At 72.7% G+C, this 20,969-nt stretch carries 16 protein-coding genes and 1 pseudogene; 9 read left to right on the top strand and 8 right to left on the bottom strand.

Annotated features, from left to right (window positions below; translation table 11 throughout):
- The first annotated feature begins 70 nt into the window (after positions 1-70).
- The 6 genes from ACFRCG_RS26365 (at position 71) to ACFRCG_RS26340 (ending at position 10,135) form a co-directional block, all read left to right on the top strand.
- Positions 71-421, top strand: a complete 351-nt coding sequence (locus tag ACFRCG_RS26365; RefSeq protein ID WP_380035754.1) for a cupin domain-containing protein — start codon at positions 71-73, stop codon at positions 419-421.
- 103 nt (positions 422-524) lie between these two features.
- Positions 525-1,127 carry an RdgB/HAM1 family non-canonical purine NTP pyrophosphatase gene (gene rdgB, locus ACFRCG_RS26360; protein ID WP_380035752.1) on the top strand — a complete coding sequence of 201 codons (603 nt, stop codon included), beginning with the start codon at positions 525-527 and terminating at the stop codon, positions 1,125-1,127.
- Positions 1,128-1,250: 123 nt separating this feature from the next.
- Positions 1,251-2,360, top strand: a complete 1,110-nt coding sequence (locus ACFRCG_RS26355) for a PucR family transcriptional regulator (RefSeq protein ID WP_380035749.1) — start codon at positions 1,251-1,253, stop codon at positions 2,358-2,360.
- 125 nt (positions 2,361-2,485) lie between these two features.
- Positions 2,486-3,130, top strand: a complete 645-nt coding sequence (locus ACFRCG_RS26350) for a hypothetical protein (RefSeq protein WP_380035746.1) — start codon at positions 2,486-2,488, stop codon at positions 3,128-3,130.
- Between the two features lie 138 nt (positions 3,131-3,268).
- Positions 3,269-5,299, top strand: coding sequence for a flotillin family protein (locus ACFRCG_RS26345; RefSeq protein ID WP_380035743.1), 2,031 nt, complete (start codon positions 3,269-3,271; stop codon positions 5,297-5,299).
- 45 nt (positions 5,300-5,344) lie between these two features.
- On the top strand, positions 5,345-10,135 hold the full coding sequence (locus tag ACFRCG_RS26340) for a DNA repair ATPase (RefSeq protein WP_380035740.1): 4,791 nt from the start codon (positions 5,345-5,347) through the stop codon (positions 10,133-10,135).
- On the opposite strand, the gene ACFRCG_RS26335 is transcribed toward ACFRCG_RS26340, so the two are convergent.
- Positions 10,114-10,827, bottom strand: a complete 714-nt coding sequence (locus ACFRCG_RS26335) for a GNAT family N-acetyltransferase (RefSeq protein WP_380035738.1) — start codon at positions 10,825-10,827, stop codon at positions 10,114-10,116. The genes ACFRCG_RS26340 and ACFRCG_RS26335 overlap by 22 nt on opposite strands.
- Positions 10,828-11,016: 189 nt before the next feature.
- Between ACFRCG_RS26335 and ACFRCG_RS26330 the strand changes: the two genes are divergently transcribed.
- Complete coding sequence (locus tag ACFRCG_RS26330; protein ID WP_380035734.1) at positions 11,017-12,579, top strand: molybdopterin-dependent oxidoreductase; 1,563 nt, start codon at positions 11,017-11,019, stop codon at positions 12,577-12,579.
- Between the two features lie 91 nt (positions 12,580-12,670).
- Here ACFRCG_RS26330 and ACFRCG_RS26325 read toward each other — a convergent pair whose 3' ends face one another.
- On the bottom strand, positions 12,671-13,720 hold the full coding sequence (locus ACFRCG_RS26325; RefSeq protein WP_380035731.1) for an LLM class flavin-dependent oxidoreductase: 1,050 nt from the start codon (positions 13,718-13,720) through the stop codon (positions 12,671-12,673).
- Between the two features lie 237 nt (positions 13,721-13,957).
- Between ACFRCG_RS26325 and ACFRCG_RS26320 the strand changes: the two genes are divergently transcribed.
- Complete coding sequence (locus ACFRCG_RS26320; RefSeq protein ID WP_380035728.1) at positions 13,958-15,409, top strand: catalase; 1,452 nt, start codon at positions 13,958-13,960, stop codon at positions 15,407-15,409.
- A 31-nt stretch (positions 15,410-15,440) separates the two neighbouring features.
- Here ACFRCG_RS26320 and ACFRCG_RS26315 read toward each other — a convergent pair whose 3' ends face one another.
- From ACFRCG_RS26315 to ACFRCG_RS26290, 6 genes and pseudogenes are all read right to left on the bottom strand, one after another.
- Positions 15,441-16,103 (bottom strand): RICIN domain-containing protein, encoded by a 663-nt coding sequence (locus tag ACFRCG_RS26315; RefSeq protein WP_380035725.1) that lies wholly within the window; start codon positions 16,101-16,103, stop codon positions 15,441-15,443.
- A 183-nt stretch (positions 16,104-16,286) separates the two neighbouring features.
- Positions 16,287-16,589: a co-chaperone GroES gene (locus ACFRCG_RS26310; RefSeq protein WP_052173837.1), complete on the bottom strand. Its 303-nt coding sequence runs from the start codon at positions 16,587-16,589 to the stop codon at positions 16,287-16,289.
- A gap of 223 nt (positions 16,590-16,812) precedes the next feature.
- On the bottom strand, positions 16,813-17,187 hold the full coding sequence (locus tag ACFRCG_RS26305) for a DUF3618 domain-containing protein (protein WP_380035722.1): 375 nt from the start codon (positions 17,185-17,187) through the stop codon (positions 16,813-16,815).
- A gap of 217 nt (positions 17,188-17,404) precedes the next feature.
- Entirely contained in the window at positions 17,405-18,160 is a 756-nt protein-coding gene (locus ACFRCG_RS26300; protein WP_380035720.1) for an energy-coupling factor ABC transporter ATP-binding protein, read from the bottom strand.
- Positions 18,161-18,226: 66 nt separating this feature from the next.
- On the bottom strand, positions 18,227-18,988 hold the full coding sequence (gene cbiQ / locus ACFRCG_RS26295) for a cobalt ECF transporter T component CbiQ (RefSeq protein ID WP_380035717.1): 762 nt from the start codon (positions 18,986-18,988) through the stop codon (positions 18,227-18,229).
- A gap of 1 nt (position 18,989) precedes the next feature.
- Positions 18,990-20,026, bottom strand: a pseudogene (locus ACFRCG_RS26290) (energy-coupling factor ABC transporter permease).
- A gap of 250 nt (positions 20,027-20,276) precedes the next feature.
- Here ACFRCG_RS26290 and bcp point away from each other — a divergent pair.
- Positions 20,277-20,753, top strand: coding sequence for a thioredoxin-dependent thiol peroxidase (gene bcp, locus ACFRCG_RS26285; RefSeq protein ID WP_380035714.1), 477 nt, complete (start codon positions 20,277-20,279; stop codon positions 20,751-20,753).
- The last annotated feature ends 216 nt before the right edge of the window (positions 20,754-20,969 follow it).

Here is a 20,969-nt window from a genome sequence, read left to right as displayed (position 1 = left end):
CGGTGCGTTCGCGATCGTCCGCGCCGAGGCGCACGATGGAAGTGGTGACCTCCGAAGGAGATGATCCACCATGCTCGCTGTGCGATCGATCAACGAAGCCGACGAGAGCCGCGACATACCGCACGGTCACCTGGACGTGGTCAGTCTGGAAGGCATCGATTTCGGCGTTGCCCGATTCGAGCCGGGCTGGCGGTGGTCGCAGGACGTCGGGCCCATCGCCGGGACCGACAGCTGCCGGTTCCACCACAACGGTTACGTCGCCCAGGGACACATGCACATCCGCATGGACGACGGTGAGGAGAAGGACCTGAAGGCGGGCGACGTCTTCGTCTGCGACCCCGGCCACGACGCATGGGTGGTCGGTGAGGAGACCACGCTGGTCTTCGACTTCGCCGGCAACATCCACGACTACGCCAAGTAGTCGCACTCGCCGGCGAAGCGGCGATCCGGGCGTCCGCGCCCGGACGGGGTGATCCGTACGCCCGGTTCGGCCGGTGGCGGGCGGCGACCCTAGGCTTTGCGCCATGAGCCGTCTCGTACTCGCCACGCGCAACGCCAACAAGGTCGTCGAACTCCAGCAGATCCTCGCGGACGTCGGACTCGACGTCGAACTCGTCGGGATGGACGCCTATCCCGACGTGCCCGACGTGCCCGAGACGGGGCTCACCTTCGCGGCCAACGCGCTGCTCAAGGCGCACGCCATCGCGCGGGCCACCGGACTCCCGGCGATCGCCGACGACTCGGGCCTGTGCGTGGCCGCGCTCAACGGGATGCCCGGGATCTTCTCCGCCCGCTGGGCCGGTACGCACGGCGACGACACGGCCAACCTGCGGCTGCTGCTCGCCCAACTGTCCGACATCGCCGACGAACACCGCGAGGCGTGGTTCGCGTGCGCGGCGGCGCTCGCGCTGCCCGACGGCACCGAGCGGGTGGTCGAGGGTCGGTTCGAGGGCACGCTGACCCGCGAGCCGCGCGGCACCGGCGGCTTCGGCTACGACCCGATCCTTCGAGTGGCCGGTGACACCCGCACCGCCGCCGAGTTGACCGCCGCCGAGAAGAACGCGATCAGCCACCGGGGCAAGGCGTTTCGCGCACTGGCCCCGATCGTGGGCGAGCTGATCGGCTGACCGCCGCCCCCGGCCGCCCGTGCCCGCGTCCGCCCGTCCCTGCCGGGATTCGGCAAGGTTGGTAGCGTCTTCGTGCCGGATTTCCGGCAGCGAAGCGGGGCTACGGGGTACGGGGGAAAACGTGTGAAGAGCGACGACGCGATACCCGCCGAGTTCCTGCACGACTGGGCCGAACTGCTCGGCGAGGTCTCCACCACCGGGCGGTTGTTGCGCCGCGCCGAGTTGGACGTGCTGGCCGACCTCGGCGAACGGGCCGCGGAGGCCGGACACCACTGGCGCGCGCTGGTCGACCTGTACCTGCGCGAGACCCGCCGGGTGTGGACCACGCTGCCGGGCGTCGCCCGCGCGGGAAACGTGGGCGAGGCGGCCCGGGCGGGCGAGGCGGTGCTGACCGCCTCGGAGGCGGCGATCGGCGCGCTGGGCGCCGGCCACGAGCGGGCCCAGCGGTTGGCGGTCCGCCAGGAGGAGGCCGCCCGTCGCGAGTTCATCGACGACCTGCTGTACGGCCGCAGCGACCCGGGCCGACTCGCCGAGCGCGCCGAGCGTTTCGGGCTGCGGCTGGCCCGCGCGCACGCGGTCGCGGTGGCGGTGGGCGAGGTGGCGTACGACGAGGCGCACCCGCTGGTCCGCCGGGTCGAGCGCGAGCTGATCGGCCGATTCGGCGAACGCGACGTGCTGCTGACCACCAAGGGCGGCCGACTGGTGTGCGTCGCGCCGGACGACGAGCGGCCGGTGCTCGCCGCCTTCGCCAAGTACGTGACCTGGTCGGGCGGCGACCGGAAGAGCGCCGACCGGGTCGCCCTGGGCCGATCGCACCCGGGCGCGGGCGGGGTCGTGCTGTCCTACGAGGAGGCGCTGGGCGCGCTCGACCTGGCCGAGCGGCTGGACCTGCCGGGACCGGTGCTCGACGCGGCCGATCTGCTGGTCTTCCCGGTACTGCTGCGCGACCGGGCGGCGATGGCCGATCTGGTGCGCACCGCGCTCGGGCCGCTGGTGCACGCGCGCGGCGGCGCGGCCCCGCTCCTGGAGACGATCACGGCCTGCGCGGCGGCGGGCTACGTCAACGCCGAGGCCGCCCGCCGGTTGCGGATCAGCGTACGCACGCTCTCCTATCGGCTGGAGCGGATCCGGACGCTGACCGGATACGACCCGGGCGACGCGTTGCAGCGCTACACCCTGGAGACCGCGGCGCTCGGTGCCCGCGTCTTGGGCTGGCCGGGTACTTCTCTTTGATCCCGCTTTCCCCGGGTCGCGGATCGGACGTCAAGGAGCGGCCAACACTGCCGGCTTCCGGCAATGCGCGCGTGTCGGCGGCGGTGCCACCATGACGGCGCACGACAGGCCGAGGGGGTGGGACGGTGGGGGATTTCGTGCGGGCGGCACTGGCGTTTCCCGCCGTCCTGTTCAGCTTCGCGCTCGTCGTGGTGGCGGCCTACTGGCTGCTGGTGTTGATCGGCGGTGTCGCCGTGGGCCATGGCGGCACCGGGGGTGGTCATCATGGCGGGCACTGGGCCCACGGGGGTCATGACGGTCACGGGGGCCATGGGGACCACGGCCCGGGCGACACCGCCGGTGTCCCGGTCACGGTGACGATCTCGTTCGCGATCACCGTGACCTGGTTCTGCTGCCTGGTCGGTACCGCGCTGACCGAGCGGTGGTGGCTGCGCGCCGCGGCGCTCCCCGCGGCGCTCGGTGCCGGATGGTTGGCCGCGTGCCTCGCGCGGGCGCTGGGCCGCCGTTTCCTCAAGCCCGAACGGCCTTCCCTGCGGACCGACTTCGTCGGTCGTACCTGCCTGATCCGGACCGGTCGGGTGGGCCACGACTTCGGTCAGGCCGAGGTCCGGGCCGAGGACGGCTCGACCGCGCTCCTCCAGGTCCGCACCGACGAGAGCGGATTGGTCTCCGGCAACACCGCGTTGATCTTCGACTACGACGTCGCCGGCGAGTTCTTCCGGGTCACCCGCTTCGACAGCGCGCTGGACCCGGACCGCGTCACCGGCTGACCCCTTCCGTGCCTGCGGCCGGCCCGAGCCGGTCCACGGGCCCGCGCCCGCCCGCCCGCCTTCCGCCCCGCCCGTCCGCCGCCGCGCGCCCTTGCCCGTGCGGTCACCAACGTCCCGTTCGACCAGGGGATTTCACTGATGGATGCCATCACCGTGGGCATCGGCGTGCTCGTCGCCGTCGTCCTGCTCGTCGTGCTCGTCGTCTTCCTCGCCGTGACCCGGCTCTACCGCAAGGTCTCGCAGGGCCAGGCCCTGATCATCTCCAAGGCCAACACGGTCGACGTCACCTTCACCGGCGCCGTGGTGCTGCCGGTGCTGCATCGGGCCGAGACCATGGACATCTCGGTGAAGACGATCGAGATCCGCCGGACCGGGCGCGAGGGGCTGATCTGTCGGGACAACATCCGGGCGGACATCCACATCTATTTCTTCGTCCGGGTCAACAAGACCGTCGAGGACGTGATCAAGGTGGCCCAGGCGATCGGCGCGGACCGGGCCAGCGACCGGGCGGCGATCCAGGACTTCTTCGCGGCCAAGTTCGCCGAGGCGCTCAAGACGGTCGGCAAACAACTCGACTTCGTCGACCTGTACACCAAGCGCGAGGAGTTCCGGGACCGGATCCTCGCGGTGATCGGCACCGACCTCAACGGCTACCACCTCGACGACGCCGCGATCGACTTCCTCGAACAGACCCCGATGAGCCAACTCGACGCCGCGAACATCCTGGACGCCCAGGGCATTCGCAAGATCACCGAGCTGACCACCATCGAGCACGTGCGCACCAACGAGTACCAGCGCACCGAGGAGAAGGAGATGACCCGGCAAAACGTCGAGGCCCGCGAGACGGTGCTCGAACTGGAACGCCGCCAGGCCGACGCGGAGATCAAGCAGCGCCGCGAGATCGAGATCAGCCGCGCCCGCGAGGAGGCGGAGACCTCCCGGGTGCAGGCCGAGGAACGGCTGCGCGCGCAGTCGGCGCACATGAAGACCGAGGAAACGCTCGGGATCCAGAACGAGAACCGCGAGCGTGAGGTCGCCGTCGCGCAGAAGAACCGCGAGCGGGTGATCGCGGTGGAGAACGAGCGCATCGAGAAGGACCGCCTCCTGGAGGTGATCGCCCGCGAGCGGGAGACCCAGCTGCGCCGGATCGCCGGCGACAAGGAGGTCGAGGCGGAGAAGCGGGACATCGCCGAGGTGATCCGCGAGCGGATCGCGGTCGAGCGCACGGTGGCCGCGCAGGAGGAGGAGATCAAGAAGCTGCGGATGGTCGAGGAGGCCGAACGCGAGCGGCAGGCGCAGATCATCCACGCCGAGGCCGAGGCCCAGGGACGACTGGTCAAGGACATCAAGGCGGCCGAGGCCGCCGAGCAGTCGGCCGGGCACCGTGCGGCCGAGCAGCTCACCATGGCCGAGGCCCGGCGCAAGTCGGCCGAACTGGACACCCAGGCCGCGATCCGCGCCGCCGAGGGCAAGCGGGCCGAGGCCGCCGCGGTGGGCCTGGCCGAGGCCGAGGTGACCGAGCGCATGGCCGAGGCGGTGTCCAAGCGGGGCCACGCCGAGGCGGCGGTGACCCGCGAGAAGGCGCTGGCGAGCGCCGACGGGCTGCGCGAGCGGCTGAAGGGTGAGGCCGAGGGCCTGACCGAGAAGGCCGCCGCGATGGCCGCGCTCGACGAGTCCAGCCGGGTGCACGAGGAATACCGACTGCGCCTGGAGGCGGAGAAGGAGATCCGGCTCGCCGGCCTGGAGGTGAACCGGCAGATCGCCGAGGCGCAGGCCACCGTGCTGGCCACCGGCCTGGAGAACGCCAAGATCGACATCGTCGGCGGGGACAGCGTGTTCTTCGACCGGATCATGGGCGCGATGGCCGCCGGGAAGAGCGTGGACGCCTTCGTCGACCGCTCCGACACCGTGCGCACGATGGCCGCCTCCTGGCTGGACCCGAACGGCTCGACGTTTGTCGACGACCTCGGCGCGCTGGCCGCGGGCCTGGGCTCCGGCGGCGTGCGCGACCTGACCCTCGCGGGCGCGCTCGGCGCGCTGATCGCCGGCGGCGGACCGCAGTCGGCCACCCTCCAGGGCCTGCTGGACGCGGTCCGCGCCGGCGGGCTGGGCGAGACCCGACTCGCCGACCTGACCGCCCCGGTCCGGCTCAACGGCCTGGCCAAGTAGCGGGGATGCGCGATCACCGTGCCGGACGAGGGAGTTGACCCGAACGTGAGCGGTCAGGCGGGCGGCCCGGAGGCCGAGCCCGGGACCTACGAGGTGCTACGCGGGCGACTGCTCGCCGCCGCCCGGGAACTGGGCACGCGGGCACGGGAGTTGAACGAGCGCCGGGTGCTCACCTGCGGCGGCGGCGCGCCGGCGCTGACCGACACTCACCGGCTGCACACCGAACGGGCCGTGGTGGCACGGGACATCGTCCAGGTCGGCGGCCTGCTCCTGGCCGGCTGGAACACCGACGGCGGGTCGGGCGAGGAGGTCGGGCCCGCCGACGTGTTCGCGCTGTACCGGCGCACCCCGGAGGGCTTCGTGCCCGCTCCGACCGACGCCGTTCCGGGTCTGCTCGACGACACCCGCTTCCGGCAGGACTTCACCGAGCTGTACCGCTACTTCCGGGACGCCCGGCTGCTGCGACTGCGCGATATCGGGACCCACCTGCTCGCGGTCTTCCGGGTCGGCGAACGCCCCACCGACATCCGGGTGTTGCGCTGGCGACTGGCCCCCGACGGCACCCCCGCCTACCTCGACGCGCAGGGCGAGCGCGAGCACGTCCTCCCGGACGCGTACGACTTCGCCTGGACCGAGAGCACCCGCGCCGACCACGTCCCGGGCCGGCACCCGCACATCACGATCGCCGACACGCTGTACCTGTCCACATCGGGCGGTCGGCTCGTGGTCAAGGTCGAGAACGACACCGAGACCGCCGAGGGCGTCTACGCGGAACCCGTCGACGACCCGCTGCAGTCGCTGGCCGACGCCGAGGTCGCGCACGCCCGGGTCGGACCGCTGCTGCTGGTCCGGGTGCGCCCGTACAACGAGAGCGAACCGCGCCACCTGGTGTACAACACGCGCACCGCCGAGGTGCGCCGCCTCGACGGCATCGCGGCGGCCTGCCGGCGCCTGCCCGACGACCAGGGCATCGTCTTCCCCGGCGGCTATCACCCGAGCACGGGCGGCGCACGCACCTTCGACATCGACACCACCGACGCGGAGTTCGAGGCGACGGTGCGCTCGCCCAACGGCGAGGACGTGCTGTACGTGTTCCACGCCCGGGCGGAGGGCCGCGTCACGCTGCTGTCCTACAACGTGATCCGCGAGGAGGCCGCCGCGCCGATCGTCGGGCACGGCCGGGCGTTCTTCGCGGACGGCACGATGGCGATCCTGCGGGTCCTCGACGCCGAACCCACCCGCACGCACACCGTCCAGATGTGGGACACGCCGTACACCTCGGACGCGTACGCCGCGGCGCGCCCGCCGGGCAGCGGCCCACTGGCCCGGATCGGCAACCCGGAACTGGTCCGCGGCATCGCCGCCTGCCTCGCGATCGCCGCGATGGCCGAGGAGACGGCGCCCACGACCGCCGTCTTCACCGCGATCACCTCCGCCGCGGCCCGGGTCGAGGACACCCACCACTGGCTCGGCGACGCCGAACTCGGGTCCCTCGCCGCACCGTTGGCCACCGTGCGCGGCGCCGCGGCGGATGTCGTCGAGGAGTTCCGCCGGGTCCTGGACCTGCGCCGGATCGCCGCCGACGCGCTCGCCGAGGCGGTCGCGAGCACCACCGCGCTGACCCGGCGGGTGCGCGGCGAGGTGCCGGACAGCGCCGCCGCCTGTGTCCGACAGCTCGGCGAACTGCGGCACGCGCAGGGCCGGTTGGCGAGCCTGCGGGACCTTCGCCACCTGGACGCGGACGCGCTCGCCGAGGCGGAAGCCGTGCTGGTCACGGCACTGGCCGAGGCGGGCCGGCGGGCGGTGGCGTTCCTGGCCGACGACGACGCCTTCGTGGCCACCCACCGGATCGTCGACGAGCTGACCGCCGAGGCCGCCGCGGCGGCCACCGTGGCCGAGGCGGGCACGCTGACCGCCCGGATCGACGAACAGGGCGACGGGATGCGCGTGGTCACCGAGGTGATCGGCACCCTCGACGGCACCGACGCCGGCGTGCGCACCACGATCCTGACCCGGATCGGCGAGGTCCTGGGCGGGGTCAACCGGGCCCGCGCGACCCTGGACGCGCGCCGTCGCGACCTGCTCGACGCCGAGCAGCGCGCCGAGTTCGCCGCCGAGATGGCGCTGTTGGAGCAGACCGTGGTCGGCGCGCTGGCCGCCGCCGAGACGCCCGAGGAGTGCGACGAACACCTGGCCCGGCTGCTGGCCCGGATCGAGGACCTGGAGGCCGGGTTCGGCGCGCTCGACGAGCACCTGGCCCGGATCGGCGTCGAACGCGAGCGCGTCCACGACGCGTTCACCGCCCGCAAGCAGGCCCGACTCGACGAGCGGGCCCGGCACGGCCGCCGCCTCGCCGACTCCGCACAGCGCGTCCTGACCACCATCGCCCGCCGGATCACCACCCTCGCGAGCATCGACGAGATCAACACCTGGTTCGCCTCCGACGCCCTGGTCGGCAAGGTCCGCTCCACCGCCGGGGAACTGCGCCGCCTCGGCGACCCGGTCCGCGCCGGCGAGTTGGAGGGCCGGCTCACCGCGGCCCGCCAGGAGGCCGTCCGGGCCCTGCGCGACCGCGCCGAACTGTACGACGCGGCGGGCACCGTACGGCTCGGCCGGCACCGGTTCGCGGTGCACGACCGCCCGATCGAGCTGACCCTGGTCCCACACGGGGACACCCTCGCGTTCGCGATCACCGGCACCGACTACCGCGAGGTGGTGCGCGAGCCGCTGCCCGCCGCCCATCAGGTCTTCCACGACCAGCCGCTGGGCTCCGAGTCGCCGCGGGTCTACCGCGCCGAATACCTCGCGGCGGTGGTGCTCGCGCAGACCGAGGGGCGCCCGATCGACGCGTTGCCGGCCGAGGAACTGCTCGCCGAGGTGCGCCGGATCGCGCTGTCGCGCCCCGGCGAGGGCTACGACCGGGGGGTGCACGATCGGGACGCCGCCGCGCTGCTCGCGGCCGTACTGCGCCTGCGCGCCGGGGCCGGGCTGCTGCGGTTCGCGCCGGAGGTACGGGCCGCGGCCCAGCTGTACTGGGCGCACGGCGTGGCCGCCGACGCCCGGCAACGCTGGACGACCCGGGCCCAGTCGCTCGGCCGGGCCAGGGACACCTTCGGCCCGATCCCCGCCGTCGCCGACCTGGCCGCCGAACTCGGCGAGCGGGCAACCGGGTTCCTGACCGAGGCGCTGGCCCCGCCGAGCACGCCCGGCACCACGATCGGCGCCTACCTGTTCGAGGAACTCGCCGCCGGCGGCCCGCGCTTCGCCACCGGCGCGGTCGCTCGCACGCTCCTGACCGGCTTCCGCGCCTCGCTCGGCGGCGACGACGCCCCGGCGGCCAAGGACTTCGCCGAGGACCTGCGCGCCCTCGACGGCGACCTGGCCGCCCGGCACCAACTCGTCGGCGCCTGGCTCGGCGCCTACGCCGCCCGCCTCGACACCGACCCACCCCCGGAGTTGGCCGAGGCGGTCGCCGTCGAGGTGTGCGGGGCGGCGCTGGAGCGACACCACGTCGACGCCCCGATCTCCGCCACCGTCACCGGCCTGCTCGGCGCGCACCCGCGTGTGGCGAGCGGCGGCACGCTGGACCTGCGGCTGGACGAGTTCCTGACGCGCACCGACGAGTTCCGCCACACCCGGGTGCCCGCGTACCGGGCGTACCAGCGCCGGCGCACCGAACTGCTGGCCGCCGCCCGCGAGCGGCTGCGGCTCGACGCGCACACCCCCCGGGTGATGTCGGCGTTCGTCCGCAACCGGCTGATCGACGAGGTCTACCTGCCGCTGATCGGCGACAACCTGGCCAAGCAGCTGGGTGCCGCGGGGCCGGAACGGCGCACCGACAGCCAGGGGCTGCTGCTCCTGCTGTCCCCGCCCGGCTACGGCAAGACCACGCTGATGGAGTACGTCGCCGCCCGACTGGGCCTGCTCTTCGTCCGGATCGACGGCCCCGCGCTCGGCGCGCGCACCACGTCCCTGGACCCGGCCGCCGCGCCGGACGCCGCCGCGCGGCGCGAGGTGGAGAAGATCGGGTTCGCCCTGGAACTGGGCGCCAACGTGCTGCTGCACGTGGACGACATCCAGCACGTCTCACCCGAACTGCTGCAGAAATTCGTCTCGTTGTGTGACGCGCAGCGGCGGATCGAGGGGGTGCGTGACGGCGAGTCGCGCAGCTACGACCTGCGCGGGAAACGCTTCGCGGTGTGCATGGCCGGCAACCCGTACACCGAGTCCGGCGCGCGTTTTCGGATCCCGGACATGCTGGCCAACCGGGCCGACGTGTGGAACCTGGGCGATGTGCTCGGCGGGCGCGAGGAGTTGTTCGCGCTCAGCCACATCGAGAACGCGCTGACCGCCAACCCGGTCCTGGCCCCGATCGCCGGGCGCGACCGGGCCGATCTGGACCTGCTGATCCGGCTGGCCCGGGGCGATGGCAGCGCGCGCCCGGATCGGCTCGCGCACCCGTACGACGCGACCGAACTGGACCGCGTCCTGGCCGTGTTGCGCCGACTGCTGCACGTGGTGGAGACGGTGCTCGCGGCGAACCGGGCCTACATCGCCTCGGCCGCGCAGTCCGAGGCGGCGCGCACCGAGCCGCCGTTCCGGTTGCAGGGCTCGTATCGGGACACCAACAAGCTGGCGGAGCGCATCCTGCCGGTCCTGGACGAGGCGGAGGTCGAGCGGCTGTTGGACGACCACTACGCGGCGGAGGCGCAGACGCTGACCACCGACGCGGAGGCCAACCTGCTCAAGCTCGCCGAACTGCGCGGCCGGTCCACCCCCGAGCAGCGGGCGCGGTGGGCGCAGGTGAAGCGGGCCTACCTGGCGGCGCGCGGCTGAGCGGAGGGCGGCTCCGGCGCGGCCTCGGCGGTCCCCGTTTGCTGCTCCGGGATCCACGCGGCGGTGAGCACGCCGTGTTGGGTCCACCCCAGCGTGCGGTACAGCTCCCGTCCGGCGGCGGTGGCGACCAGGACCCCGGTCCGGGCGCCGCGCGCGGCGGCGGCGTCGGCGAGCACGGTCATCACCACGCTGCCCAGGCCGCGCCGGCGGTGCGCGGGGTCGGTGTGGATCTGGTCGGCCACCGCGGTGTCCCCGGTGACCCCGATCCGTCCGTGGGCCGCGACCGCCCCGTCGGCGGCGAGCAGCCGGCCGAAGGTGGTTTCGTCCCGGGTCTCGACCTCGATCGTGTAGCCGGCCGGCGCCGCAGGCGATTGCCGGCGCAGCGGCCCGGTCATCGGGTACTCCGGCTCGCCCACGGTCCACGCGGAGGTGAGCGCGGGCCGAACCCGCTCGACGGGCGCGAGGGTCTTGATCCAGGTGCCGGGCTCGGTCCGGGTGCGGACCACCTCGGCGGGCCGGTCCGGGTCGAAGAACACGTAGCGCACCCGATGCCCGGGCAGTCCGACGTCGAGCCGGTACCCGCCGTCCACCGCGACCGGCGCCGTCACCGCCCGAGCCACCGCCCACCCGCCGACCCAGGCCCGGATCAGCTCTGCGTCGGACATGACCCGTTCCCGATCGGCGGTGCTCACGACAACTCCCCATACGGTGGCGACACGAACCGACCAAGCTTATTGCAAGGCGTTTGCAACAAACTCGCGGGTTTGCGGCCGCCGGGCCGCCGACGCTTCGTCACACAACGGTAAGCAGGCGATTCGGCCACCGTCCGGGTCGGGGCGTCAGGATGAGGGGAGGCGGATTTCGAGCGTGAGGTGGGCGTGGTGCGGCGTGCCGGCGGGATCAGGGCCGCGGTGGTCGGCGTGGTGTCGGCCGCGGTCGCGGTGGGGGTGGCCGAGGCGGTCGCGGCGTTCGTCCGACCGGAGGCCACGCCGTTCGTGACGATCAGCGGGGCGGTCACCGACCGGGCGCCGACGGGGCCGCGCGAGTGGGCGATCCGTACCTTCGGGACCGGCGACAAGGCGTTCTTGCTGACCGTGATCGCCGTGCTGCTCGCGCTGTTCGCGGCCGGCCTCGGGGTGCTCGCCGCGCGCCGGCTCCGCTACGGCGTCGCCGGGGTCCTGGCGCTCGGCGGCTTCGCCGCGTGGGCCGCCGCCGACCGACCCTCGTACCGCGCCGCCGATCTGGCGCCGACGCTGGTCGGCACGCTGTTCGGGGTGCTCGCGCTGGTCCTGCTCACCCGCCCGGACCTGGTCGACCGCCGGCCGCTCGCCCGCCCGCTGCCGGTCGCGCCCGAGGACGACGTGGCCGAACCGGCCCCGGACACCGCGCGCCGCACCGTACTCGTGGTCGGCGCCGCCGTCGCGGCCGCGGTGGCCGGGTTCGGCGGTCGGATGCTCCAGCACGCCCGCTTCAACGCGGAGAAGTCCCGGGCCGGCGTCGCGGGCACGCTGCCCCGGCCGATCAGCGCCGCGGCCCCGGCGGGCCCGGGCTTCGTCGCCCCGGGGCTGACCCCGTACCTGACCCCGAACGCGGACTTCTACCGGATCGACACCGCCTTCACCGTGCCGCAACTGCGCGCCGAGGACTGGGAACTGCGCATCCACGGCATGGTCGACCGGGAGATCCGGCTGAGCTACGAACAACTGCGGGCCCGCTTCCCGATCGAGCGGGACATCACCCTCGCCTGCGTCTCCAACGACGTGGGCGGCGACCTGATCGGCAACGCCCGGTGGCTGGGCACCCCGCTGGCCGACCTGCTGCGCGAGGCGGGCGTGCGGCCCGGCGCCGACCAGATCGTCTCCCGGTCGCCGGACGGGATGACCATCGGCACCCCGCTGCGCGAGGTCATGGACGGGCGCGACGCGATGCTGGCGTACGCGATGAACGGCGAGCCGCTGCCGATCAAGCACGGCTTCCCGGTCCGGATGGTGGTGCCGGGCCTGTACGGGTACGTGTCCGCGTGCAAGTGGATCGTGGACATCGAGGTGACCCGGTTCGCCGCGTTCAGCGCCTACTGGGTGCGGCTCGGGTGGGCCCGCTTGGCCCCGATCAAGACCCAGTCGCGGCTGGACACCCCCCGCGACGCGGCGGACCTGCGCGCCGGCCCCGTCCCGGTCGCCGGTGTCGCCTGGGCCCAGCATCGGGGCATCACCGCCGTGGAGATCCGGGTCGACGACGGCCCCTGGCAACCCGCCGAACTCGCCCCGCAGACCACCACCGACACGTGGCGCCAATACCGGTGGACGTGGGACGCCACCCCGGGCCGGCACACCCTGCGCGTGCGCGCCACGGACGGCACCGGTGCGGTCCAGACCGACACGTCGGCCGACGTGATCCCCGACGGCGCCACCGGCCACCACCACATCGAGGTCACGGTCCGCTGAGCGGGGGCCGCGCCGAGGCCACCGACCCGAGGGCCCGCCGAGCCGAGGCCCACGCCCGCCCGGCGGCTCCCACCGCCGGGCGGTGCGCCCCTCACTCCTCGATCAGCCCCCAGGCCTTCGCGATCAACTCGTACGACCGGATCCGCGCGTCGTGCCCGTACACGTTGCTGATCACCATCAACTCGTCCACCTGTGTGCGCTCGCGCAACTCCCGCATCCCCGCCCGCACGTCGGCCAGGTCTCCGCTGATGTGCTGCCGCTGGTAGCTCTCCACGAACTCGCGCTCGGCCGGCGTCCACGGATACGCCTCGGCCTCCTCCGGCGACGGGATGCGCCCGGGGTTGCCGCTGCGCAGCTTCAGCATCGACAACGCCTGGGACAAGGCGAGCCGCTTGGCCTGCTCCCGGGTGTCGGCCGCGATCACCCCGGCCGCGATCATCGCGTACGGCTCCTTGAGCGACGCCGACGGCTGGAACGACTCGCGGTACAGCTCCAGCGCGGGCAGCGTGTGCTGTCCGCTGAAGTGGTGCGCGAAGGCGAACGGCAGCCCCAGGATCCCGGCCAGCTGCGCGCTGTAACCGCTGGACCCCAGCAGCCACACCGGCGCCTCCGCGGTGGCGAACTCGCCGCCCGCCTCGATCCCGGACGCGGGACCCGGCACGGCGTGCATCCGGGCGTACGGGTGCTCCTCGGCGAAGCGCCCGGTGACGAAGCCGATCAGCTCACCGAGCGCCTGCGGGAACTCGTCCACCGACTCGGCGCCGCCACCGCGCCGCAGGGCGCGCATGGTGACCTGGTCGGTGCCCGGGGCCCGACCGATGCCGATGTCGATCCGGCCGGGGTGCAGCGCCTGGAGCGTGCCGAACTGCTCGGCCACCACGAGCGGCGCGTGGTTGGGCAACATCACCCCGCCCGAACCCAGCCGCAGCGTGGTGGTGTGCGCGGCCAGGTGCGCGAGCAGCACCGGCGGGGACGAACTGGCGATGCCGGGCATGTTGTGGTGCTCCGCCACCCAGAACCGATGGAAGCCCCACCGCTCGGCCCGCTTCGCCAACTCGGTACTCGTCCGTAGCGCCTCGGTCGCCGAATATCCCGTCCCGACCGGTGCCACGTCCAATACCGACAGCTTTACCGCGTCCACTCCGCGTCCCTTTCTCCGGCCCGCTCTCGGCCGTCACTCGGCCCGTTCCCGGCCGCGTTCCGGCCCGTGTCCCGCCCCGTCCGCCGCTCCGCACGCAGGCGTATTCGTGCTCTGAGGTGCAACCGCCGCACACCCCGTGCTGTTCCGCCGGCCAGGCGTATCGGAGAGCACATCGGGCATAAGGGGCAGTCGAGCCTCACTCGCGTGCGACCCGAGACCACGAAAGGGATATCGGCGATGACCGAACGCCCCACGACCACGACCGACGCGGGCATTCCCGCCCCGAGCGACGAGTTCTCGCTCTCCGTCGGCCCCAACGGTCCGCTGCTGCTCCAGGACCACTACGTCATCCAGAAGATGGCCCAGTTCAATCGCGAGCGGGTCCCGGAGCGGGTGGTGCACGCCAAGGGCGGCGGTGCCCACGGCGTGTTCCGGGTCACCCAGGACGTGAGCCGGTTCACCAAGGCGGATCTGTTCCAGCCGGGCCGCGAGACCCCGATGTTCATCCGCTTCTCCACGGTCGCCGGCGAACTCGGCTTCCCGGACACCGTGCGCGACCCGCGCGGATTCGCGATCAAGTTCTACACCCGGCACGGGAACTACGACCTGGTCGGCAACAACACGCCGATCTTCTTCATCCGGGATCCGAGCAAGTTCTCCGACTTCATCCACTCGCAGAAGCGCCGCTCGGACACCCACCTGCACGATCACGACATGCAGTGGGACTTCTGGACGCTCTCGCCGGAGTCGGCGCACCAGGTGATGTTCCTGATGTCCGACCGGGGAACCCCGAAGACGTGGCGCAACATGCACGGCTTCGGCAGCCACACCTTCATGTGGGTGAACGCGGGCGGGGAGAAGTTCTGGATCAAGTACCACTTCCTGACCGACCAGGGCATCGAGAACTTCACCGACGCCGAGGCCGCCGCCATGGCCGGCGAGGACCGCGACTTCCACCTGCGCGACCTGCGCGAGGCGATCGCCCGCGGCGACCACCCGTCGTGGACGCTGCACGTCCAGGTGATGCCGTTCGAGGCGGCGGCCGACTACCGCTTCAACCCGTTCGACCTGACCAAGGTGTGGCCGCACGGCGACTACCCGCTGATCGAGGTCGGCCGGATGACGCTGGACCGCAACCCGGCGGACTACTTCGCCGAGGTCGAGCAGGCCTCGTTCGAACCGGCCAACCTGGTCCCGGGCATCGGTGCCAGCCCGGACAAGATGCTCCAGGGCCGGCTGTTCAGCTATCCGGACACGCACCGCTACCGGATCGGGCCGAACTACCTCCAGCTGCCGATCAACCGGCCGATCGTGCCCGTGCACTCCTACAACAAGGACGGCGCGATGCGGTACGAGAACTACGGCGACCCGGTGTACGCGCCGAACAGCCGCGGCGGACCGGTCGCCGACCCGGCGCCGTACGAGGACGAGAACTACGAGGTCGCCGGCGAGATCGTGCGCTCGGCCTACCGGCCGCACGCCGAGGACGACGACTTCGGCCAGCCGGGCACGCTGTACCGCAAGGTGATGTCCGAGACCGACCGGGAGCACCTGGTCGGCAACATCGTCGGCCACATGAAGAGCGACGGTCCGGTGACCGCCGAGGTGTTGCCCCGGGTGATCGAATACTGGACGAGGGTCGACCCGGACCTGGGCGCGCGCGTCGCGAAGAAGTACAACGGCGGCTGACGCAGGTCGCCGACGGCCCGGCGGCTGCCGCTCAGGCGCCGCTGGGCCGCCACACCGACCCGGAGCCGACCGGGACCAGGCCCAGGCCCTGCTGGCCGCCGACCTGGTCGCCAAGGCCGAGGGCGGCCCCGTTGCGGGCCACGAAGACCACGCCGGAGCCGCTGGGCTGCGGCTTCCACATCTGGTTCTCGGCGCGCCCGCAGTCGTCCTGGTAGGCGCGCGGCTCCCGGCCGCCGGACACCTCCAGGCACTTGCGCGAGAGTGCCGACTCGAGCCGGACGAAGCCGCCGCCCGCGTCGCGGACCACCCACTGCTGGTTGGCCTTGCCCGGTCCCATCGGGTACGCGATCACCGCGGCCCGATCCCGGTCGCTGGCACCCATCACGTCCATCGCCCGGCCGTCCGGCAGCAGCAGTACGTAGCGCCCGCCCGCGGCCAACGGCGGTTTGGCGGACGCGGTCTTGGACGGTGTCGGCGACGCCGAGGTGGGCGGGGCGGTGGTCGGCGGCGCGGAGCTGATCTGCCCGGCGTTCACCGCCGTCGGCGAGGGCGAGGTGGTCGGCACCGGCGAGGTCGCCGCGGCATGCGAGGAGCCCCCGCCGCCACCGTCGAACACGCCGACCAGGCCGCCGGCCAAAAACCCCGCCAAGGCGACCGCGCACAGCGCCGCCATCCAGATCCGACGTCGCGGCATCTGTCCCTCTCCTCGTGGCCGGCTCTTCCCGCGGATCGGGACATCCTGGCAGAAGAGTTCACCCCAAGGGGTGAATCGGCCGGTGTGGGCCGCCGGATGGTGAACGGACTCACCATCCGGCGTGCGGAGACGCCGCGGTCGATCCGCCGGATCGGTCGGCGTCGGGGCGGGGTGGGGTGGGCGCTAGAGGTACAGGCCGGTGGCCTCGCCGGAGACCTCGATGCGTTCGGCGGCGACCGCGTGCAGGTCGCGCTCGCGCAGCAGCACGTACGGGACCCCGCGCACCTCGACCTCGGCGCGCTCCTCGGGGTCGTACAGGACACGATCGCCCGGCTCGACGGTGCGGACGTTCTGGCCGACCGCGACCACCTCGGCCCATGCCAGCCGCTTGCCGACCTGCGCGGTCGCGGGGATCAGGATGCCGCCGCCGGAGCGGCGCTCACCCTCCGCGGCGTCCTGGCGGACCAGGACACGGTCGTGCAGCATGCGGATGGGCAGCTTCTCGCCGAGGTCGTGGGCGGTGTTGTTGCTCGAAGACTGGGACCTGTCGGAACTCACGCTTCGACAAGCTACCCGTCCGAGGCCGAACGTGCGTCACCGGGAGGTGTGATGTCCCGATCCGCTTCGGCCCGAAAACCGTCCCGGATCGGCTTCGGCCGGGCCGCACGCGGTCGGGCCGGGCGTCGGCCCGACCGGCGTGCCGCGGTGGTCAGCGCTTCTTGGCGGCCTTGGCCTTCTTCGCCGCGGCCTTGTCGCCGCCCCGGCTCTTGACCAGGACGACCAGCAGGACCAGCCCGGCCACGCCGCCCGCGAGCGGCACGATCCGCTCCATGCGCGGTGCGCCGGTGTCGCTGTCGATGAACTGCGCCCGTACCTTGTCCTTCGCGCGGGCCGCGACGTTGGCCGGCTTCACCCGGTCGACGATCTCGTCCAGGGTCACCGCCAGGTTGGCCCGGGCCGCCTCGATGTCCCGTTCGATCTGCTGCGGCGTACGTCGGTCGGGGGCACCGTTCACATCGTGCCCGGCGGACTTGCCGTCCCCGTGCCCGGCGTTCGAAACGTCAGCCTTGTGTGCACCGTTCACCGACTCCACCCGACTCCGCTCAGCGTGTGCCGTCACCGGACGGCCCAATGCCGCCCGGCCTTGCCGCTCCAACTCCGCCGGAGACAGTTCCCGCCCGTGGTCGCTCACAACCCGTCCTCTCCGGCTCCTGCGCTCGTGTGTCGCCCAAGTCTGTCAGTTACCTCCCCGGCCCCGGGTCAACCGGGTCCCGTGGCGTCCGTCGGCGCGCTGCGGGCGGTTACGCCGGGACCGAGGACGGGTCGAAACCGTAGGGCAGTTCGAGCCGGTGGGCGGCCATCAGGTCACGGTCCAGGAGCAGGTCGCGGGTGTCTGCGTCGGCGACCACCACGCCGCCCGCGAGTACCGCCGAACGTGGACACAGCTCCAACGCGTAGGGCAGGTCGTGGGTCACCATCAACACCGTGACGTCGAGCGAGCGGAGCACGTCGGCCAATTCGCGTCGGCTCGCCGGGTCCAGATTCGAGGACGGCTCGTCCAGGACCAGGATCTCCGGTTCCATCGCCAGCACCGTGGCCACCGCGACCCGGCGGCGCTGGCCGTAGCTGAGGTGGTGCGGCGGCCGGTCGGCGAAGTCGGCCATGCCCACCCGGTCGAGCGCGTGTCGCATCCGCTCCTCCAGCGCGGCGCCGCGCAGGCCGAGGTTGGCCGGGCCGAACGCGACGTCCTCCCGGACGGTGGGCATGAACAGCTGGTCGTCCGGATCCTGGAAGACGATGCCGACCCGGCGGCGGATCTCGCGCAGGTGCTCCCTGGCCACGGGCAGTCCGGCCACCTCGACGGTGCCGGCGCCGGCGGTCAGGATCCCGTTCAGGTGCAGGACGAGGGTGGTCTTGCCGGCGCCGTTGGGGCCGAGCAGGGCGACCCGTTCGCCGCGGGCGATGGTCAGGTCGACGCCGAACAGGGCCTGGTGGCCGTCCGGGTAGGCGTAGGCGAGGCCGCGGACGGCGAGGGAGGGGGGCGGGGACTCACTCACGTGGGGTACTCCGTTCTCGGGTCGCGCGGTGTCGCGGATCCCGCGATTGTCCGGTCACGCGCGAGGTCACCGGAGCAGTGCCCCCGCCCACACCGCGAACGCCGCCGCGGGCAGCGTCGCGGCGGCGGCCCACTGGGCGGCGCGGGCGCGGGTGTCCACGAGGATCGGCATGGTCCCGGTGTACCCGCGGCTGAGCATCGCCAGGTGCACCCGCTCGCCGCGCTCGTAGGAGCGGATGAACAGCGCGCCGGCCGACTTGGCCACCGTCGGGGTCTGGCGCAGGTCGCGCGCGACGAAGCCGCGCGATTCGCGGGCGATCCGCATCCGGCCCATCTCGGCGGTGATCACCGCGCCGTAGCGCAGCATGAACGACATGATCTGCACGAGCAGCGCCGGCATGCGCAACTTCCGCAGGCCGAGCAGCAGGGCGCGCAGTTCGGTGGTGGCCGCCAGCAGCACGCCGGCGACGACCCCGAGGGTGCCCTTGGCCAGGACGTTCCAGGCGCCGAGCAGGCCGTCGTGGCTGACCGTCAGGCCCAGCACCTCGACGGTTGGGCCGTCGGCGACGAAGGGCAGGAGCAGCGCGAAGAGCACGAACGGGGTCTCCACCAGCATCCGGCGCAGTACGAAGCCGGCCGGGACGCGGGCGATGGCGGCGACGACCGCGAGCAGCGCCGCGTACACGCCGAAGGCCCAGTAGGCCTCGCGCGGGGTGGACACCGTCGCCAGGACGAAGCCGATCAGCGCGAGCAGCTTGCAGTGCGGCGGCAGCCGATGCACGGGGGAGTCGCCCGGGCACAAGAGCCGGTGTTCGGGTCCGCCGGCCACGTCAGCCGCCGCTGCCCGAGTCGACGCCGTCGTGGGCGGGCTTCGCCGGGGCGTCGACCGGACGGCGCCGGACCAGCCGGAACACGCCGGTGCCGACGGCGAGGGTGGCCGCGACGCCGATCACCCCGGCCAGGCCGCCGGACAGGCGTTCGTTGTGCACACCCTTGACGTTGTAGTCGGCCAGCGGGCCGTCCTTGAACTGGTGGTCCCGCTCCTTGGCGTCGATGCCCTTGTCGGCGGACACCTTCTCCAGGCCGTCCGGGCTCTGACTGGCGTAGTAGCTGACGAATCCGGCCAGGACCAGGGCGAGCACGGCCCCGGCGATCAGCAGGGTGCGGGTACGGACGCGGGTCATCGGGTCTCCCCAGCCGAGCGCAGTTCGAGGGGACGCGCCAGGCCGCGCGCGCCGTGGACGAGGTCGGGCCGCACCGCCAGCACGCTGGAGACGGTGGCGGCGGTGATGATCGCCTCGCCGATGCCGATCAGCACGTGTACGCCGATCATCGCGCCGGCCACCTTGCCGATGGATACGTCGGTCGTGCCGCCGATCGCGTAGAAGAGGGTGAACACGCAGGCGGCCGCGGGTACCGAGACCAGCGCGCCGACGAACGCGGCGATCGGGACGGACGAGTGCCGGGCGGGCAGCAGGCCGAGGGTGAGCCGGTACAGGCCGTAGCCGACCACGACCGTCACGACGCCCATGATGGTGATGTTCAGGCCGAGCGCGGTCAGTCCGCCGTCGGCGAAGAACAGGCCCTGCATCAGCAGTACGACCGCCACGCACAACACGCCGGTGTACGGGCCGACCAGGATCGCGGCGAGGGTGCCGCCGAGGAGATGGCCGCTGGTGCCGCCCGCGACGGGGAAGTTGAGCATCTGGACGGCGAAGACGAAGGCCGCGACCAGGCCGGCGAGCGGTGCGGTGCGCTCGTCCAGCTCGCGGCGTGCGCCGCGCAGGCCGACGGCGACGCCGGCGATCGCGATCACGCCTGCACCCGCGGATACGGGGCCGTCGATGAAGCCGTTGGGTATGTGCATGTGGCCCCTCCCGAAATGCCGGATTCGGCGGAGGGATCCTATGACGTCCGGCCGTACCTGCAAAAGTCTTGCAATTGGGTGATGGTGGCAACAAGGGCGCTCGGGCGTCGGTTTTTGCCCTGCTTTGACGAAGAACGCGCCCCGGGGACGCGCGGCCGGCCGGGGGCGGGCGGCCGGGATCGGTCCGACGGCGGCGCTAGCGTTGCGGCGTACGTTGCGTTGCCGAGCGATTCGATTCGAGGAGTTCTTCGTGAGCGACCGCCTCCAGGCGGGCGACACCGCCCCCGCCTTCACCCTGTCCGACGCCGACGGTGGGTCCGTCTCGCTGTCCGACTACGCGGGCCGCAAGGTCATCGTGTACTTCTACCCGGCCGCGCTGACCCCGGGCTGCACCAAGCAGGCGTGCGACTTCACCGACAACCTCGATCTGCTGGCCGGGGCCGGCTACGACGTGCTGGGCATCTCGCCGGACAAGCCGGAGAAGCTGGTCAAGTTCCGGGAGAAGGAGAACCTGCGGGTGACGCTGCTGGCCGATCCGGACAAGGCCACGCTGGAGGCGTACGGGGCCTTCGGCGAGAAGACGATGTACGGGAAGACGGTCAAGGGTGTGATCCGCTCCACGTTCATCGTCGACGAGACCGGCAAGGTGGAACGCGCCCTGTACAACGTCCGCGCCACGGGCCACGTGGCCAAGCTCCTCAAGGATCTGAAGCTCGCCACCACGTGAGGCCCGCCCCGGCGCCGGGGCGACCGGGCCTCACACGCCGGCCGGGCTTTGCTTGGGTCGGCCCGGAGTCCGGGCGGGCGGCCTCAAACCAGTGTCTTATAAACCTCTGACGCTGCCGGGCTCCGGGCGGGCGGCCTCAAACGCCGGCCGGGCTGGATTTTGCTCAGCCCGGCCGAGCACCGAGACCACCGCTCGACTTCAGGCCAAGCCGACATC

This window comes from Embleya sp. NPDC056575, from assembly GCF_042793325.1.
Taxonomy (GTDB): domain Bacteria; phylum Actinomycetota; class Actinomycetes; order Streptomycetales; family Streptomycetaceae; genus Embleya.
Note: the sequence above shows the minus strand (reverse complement) of the source record. Positions and strands in the feature narration are given on the sequence as shown.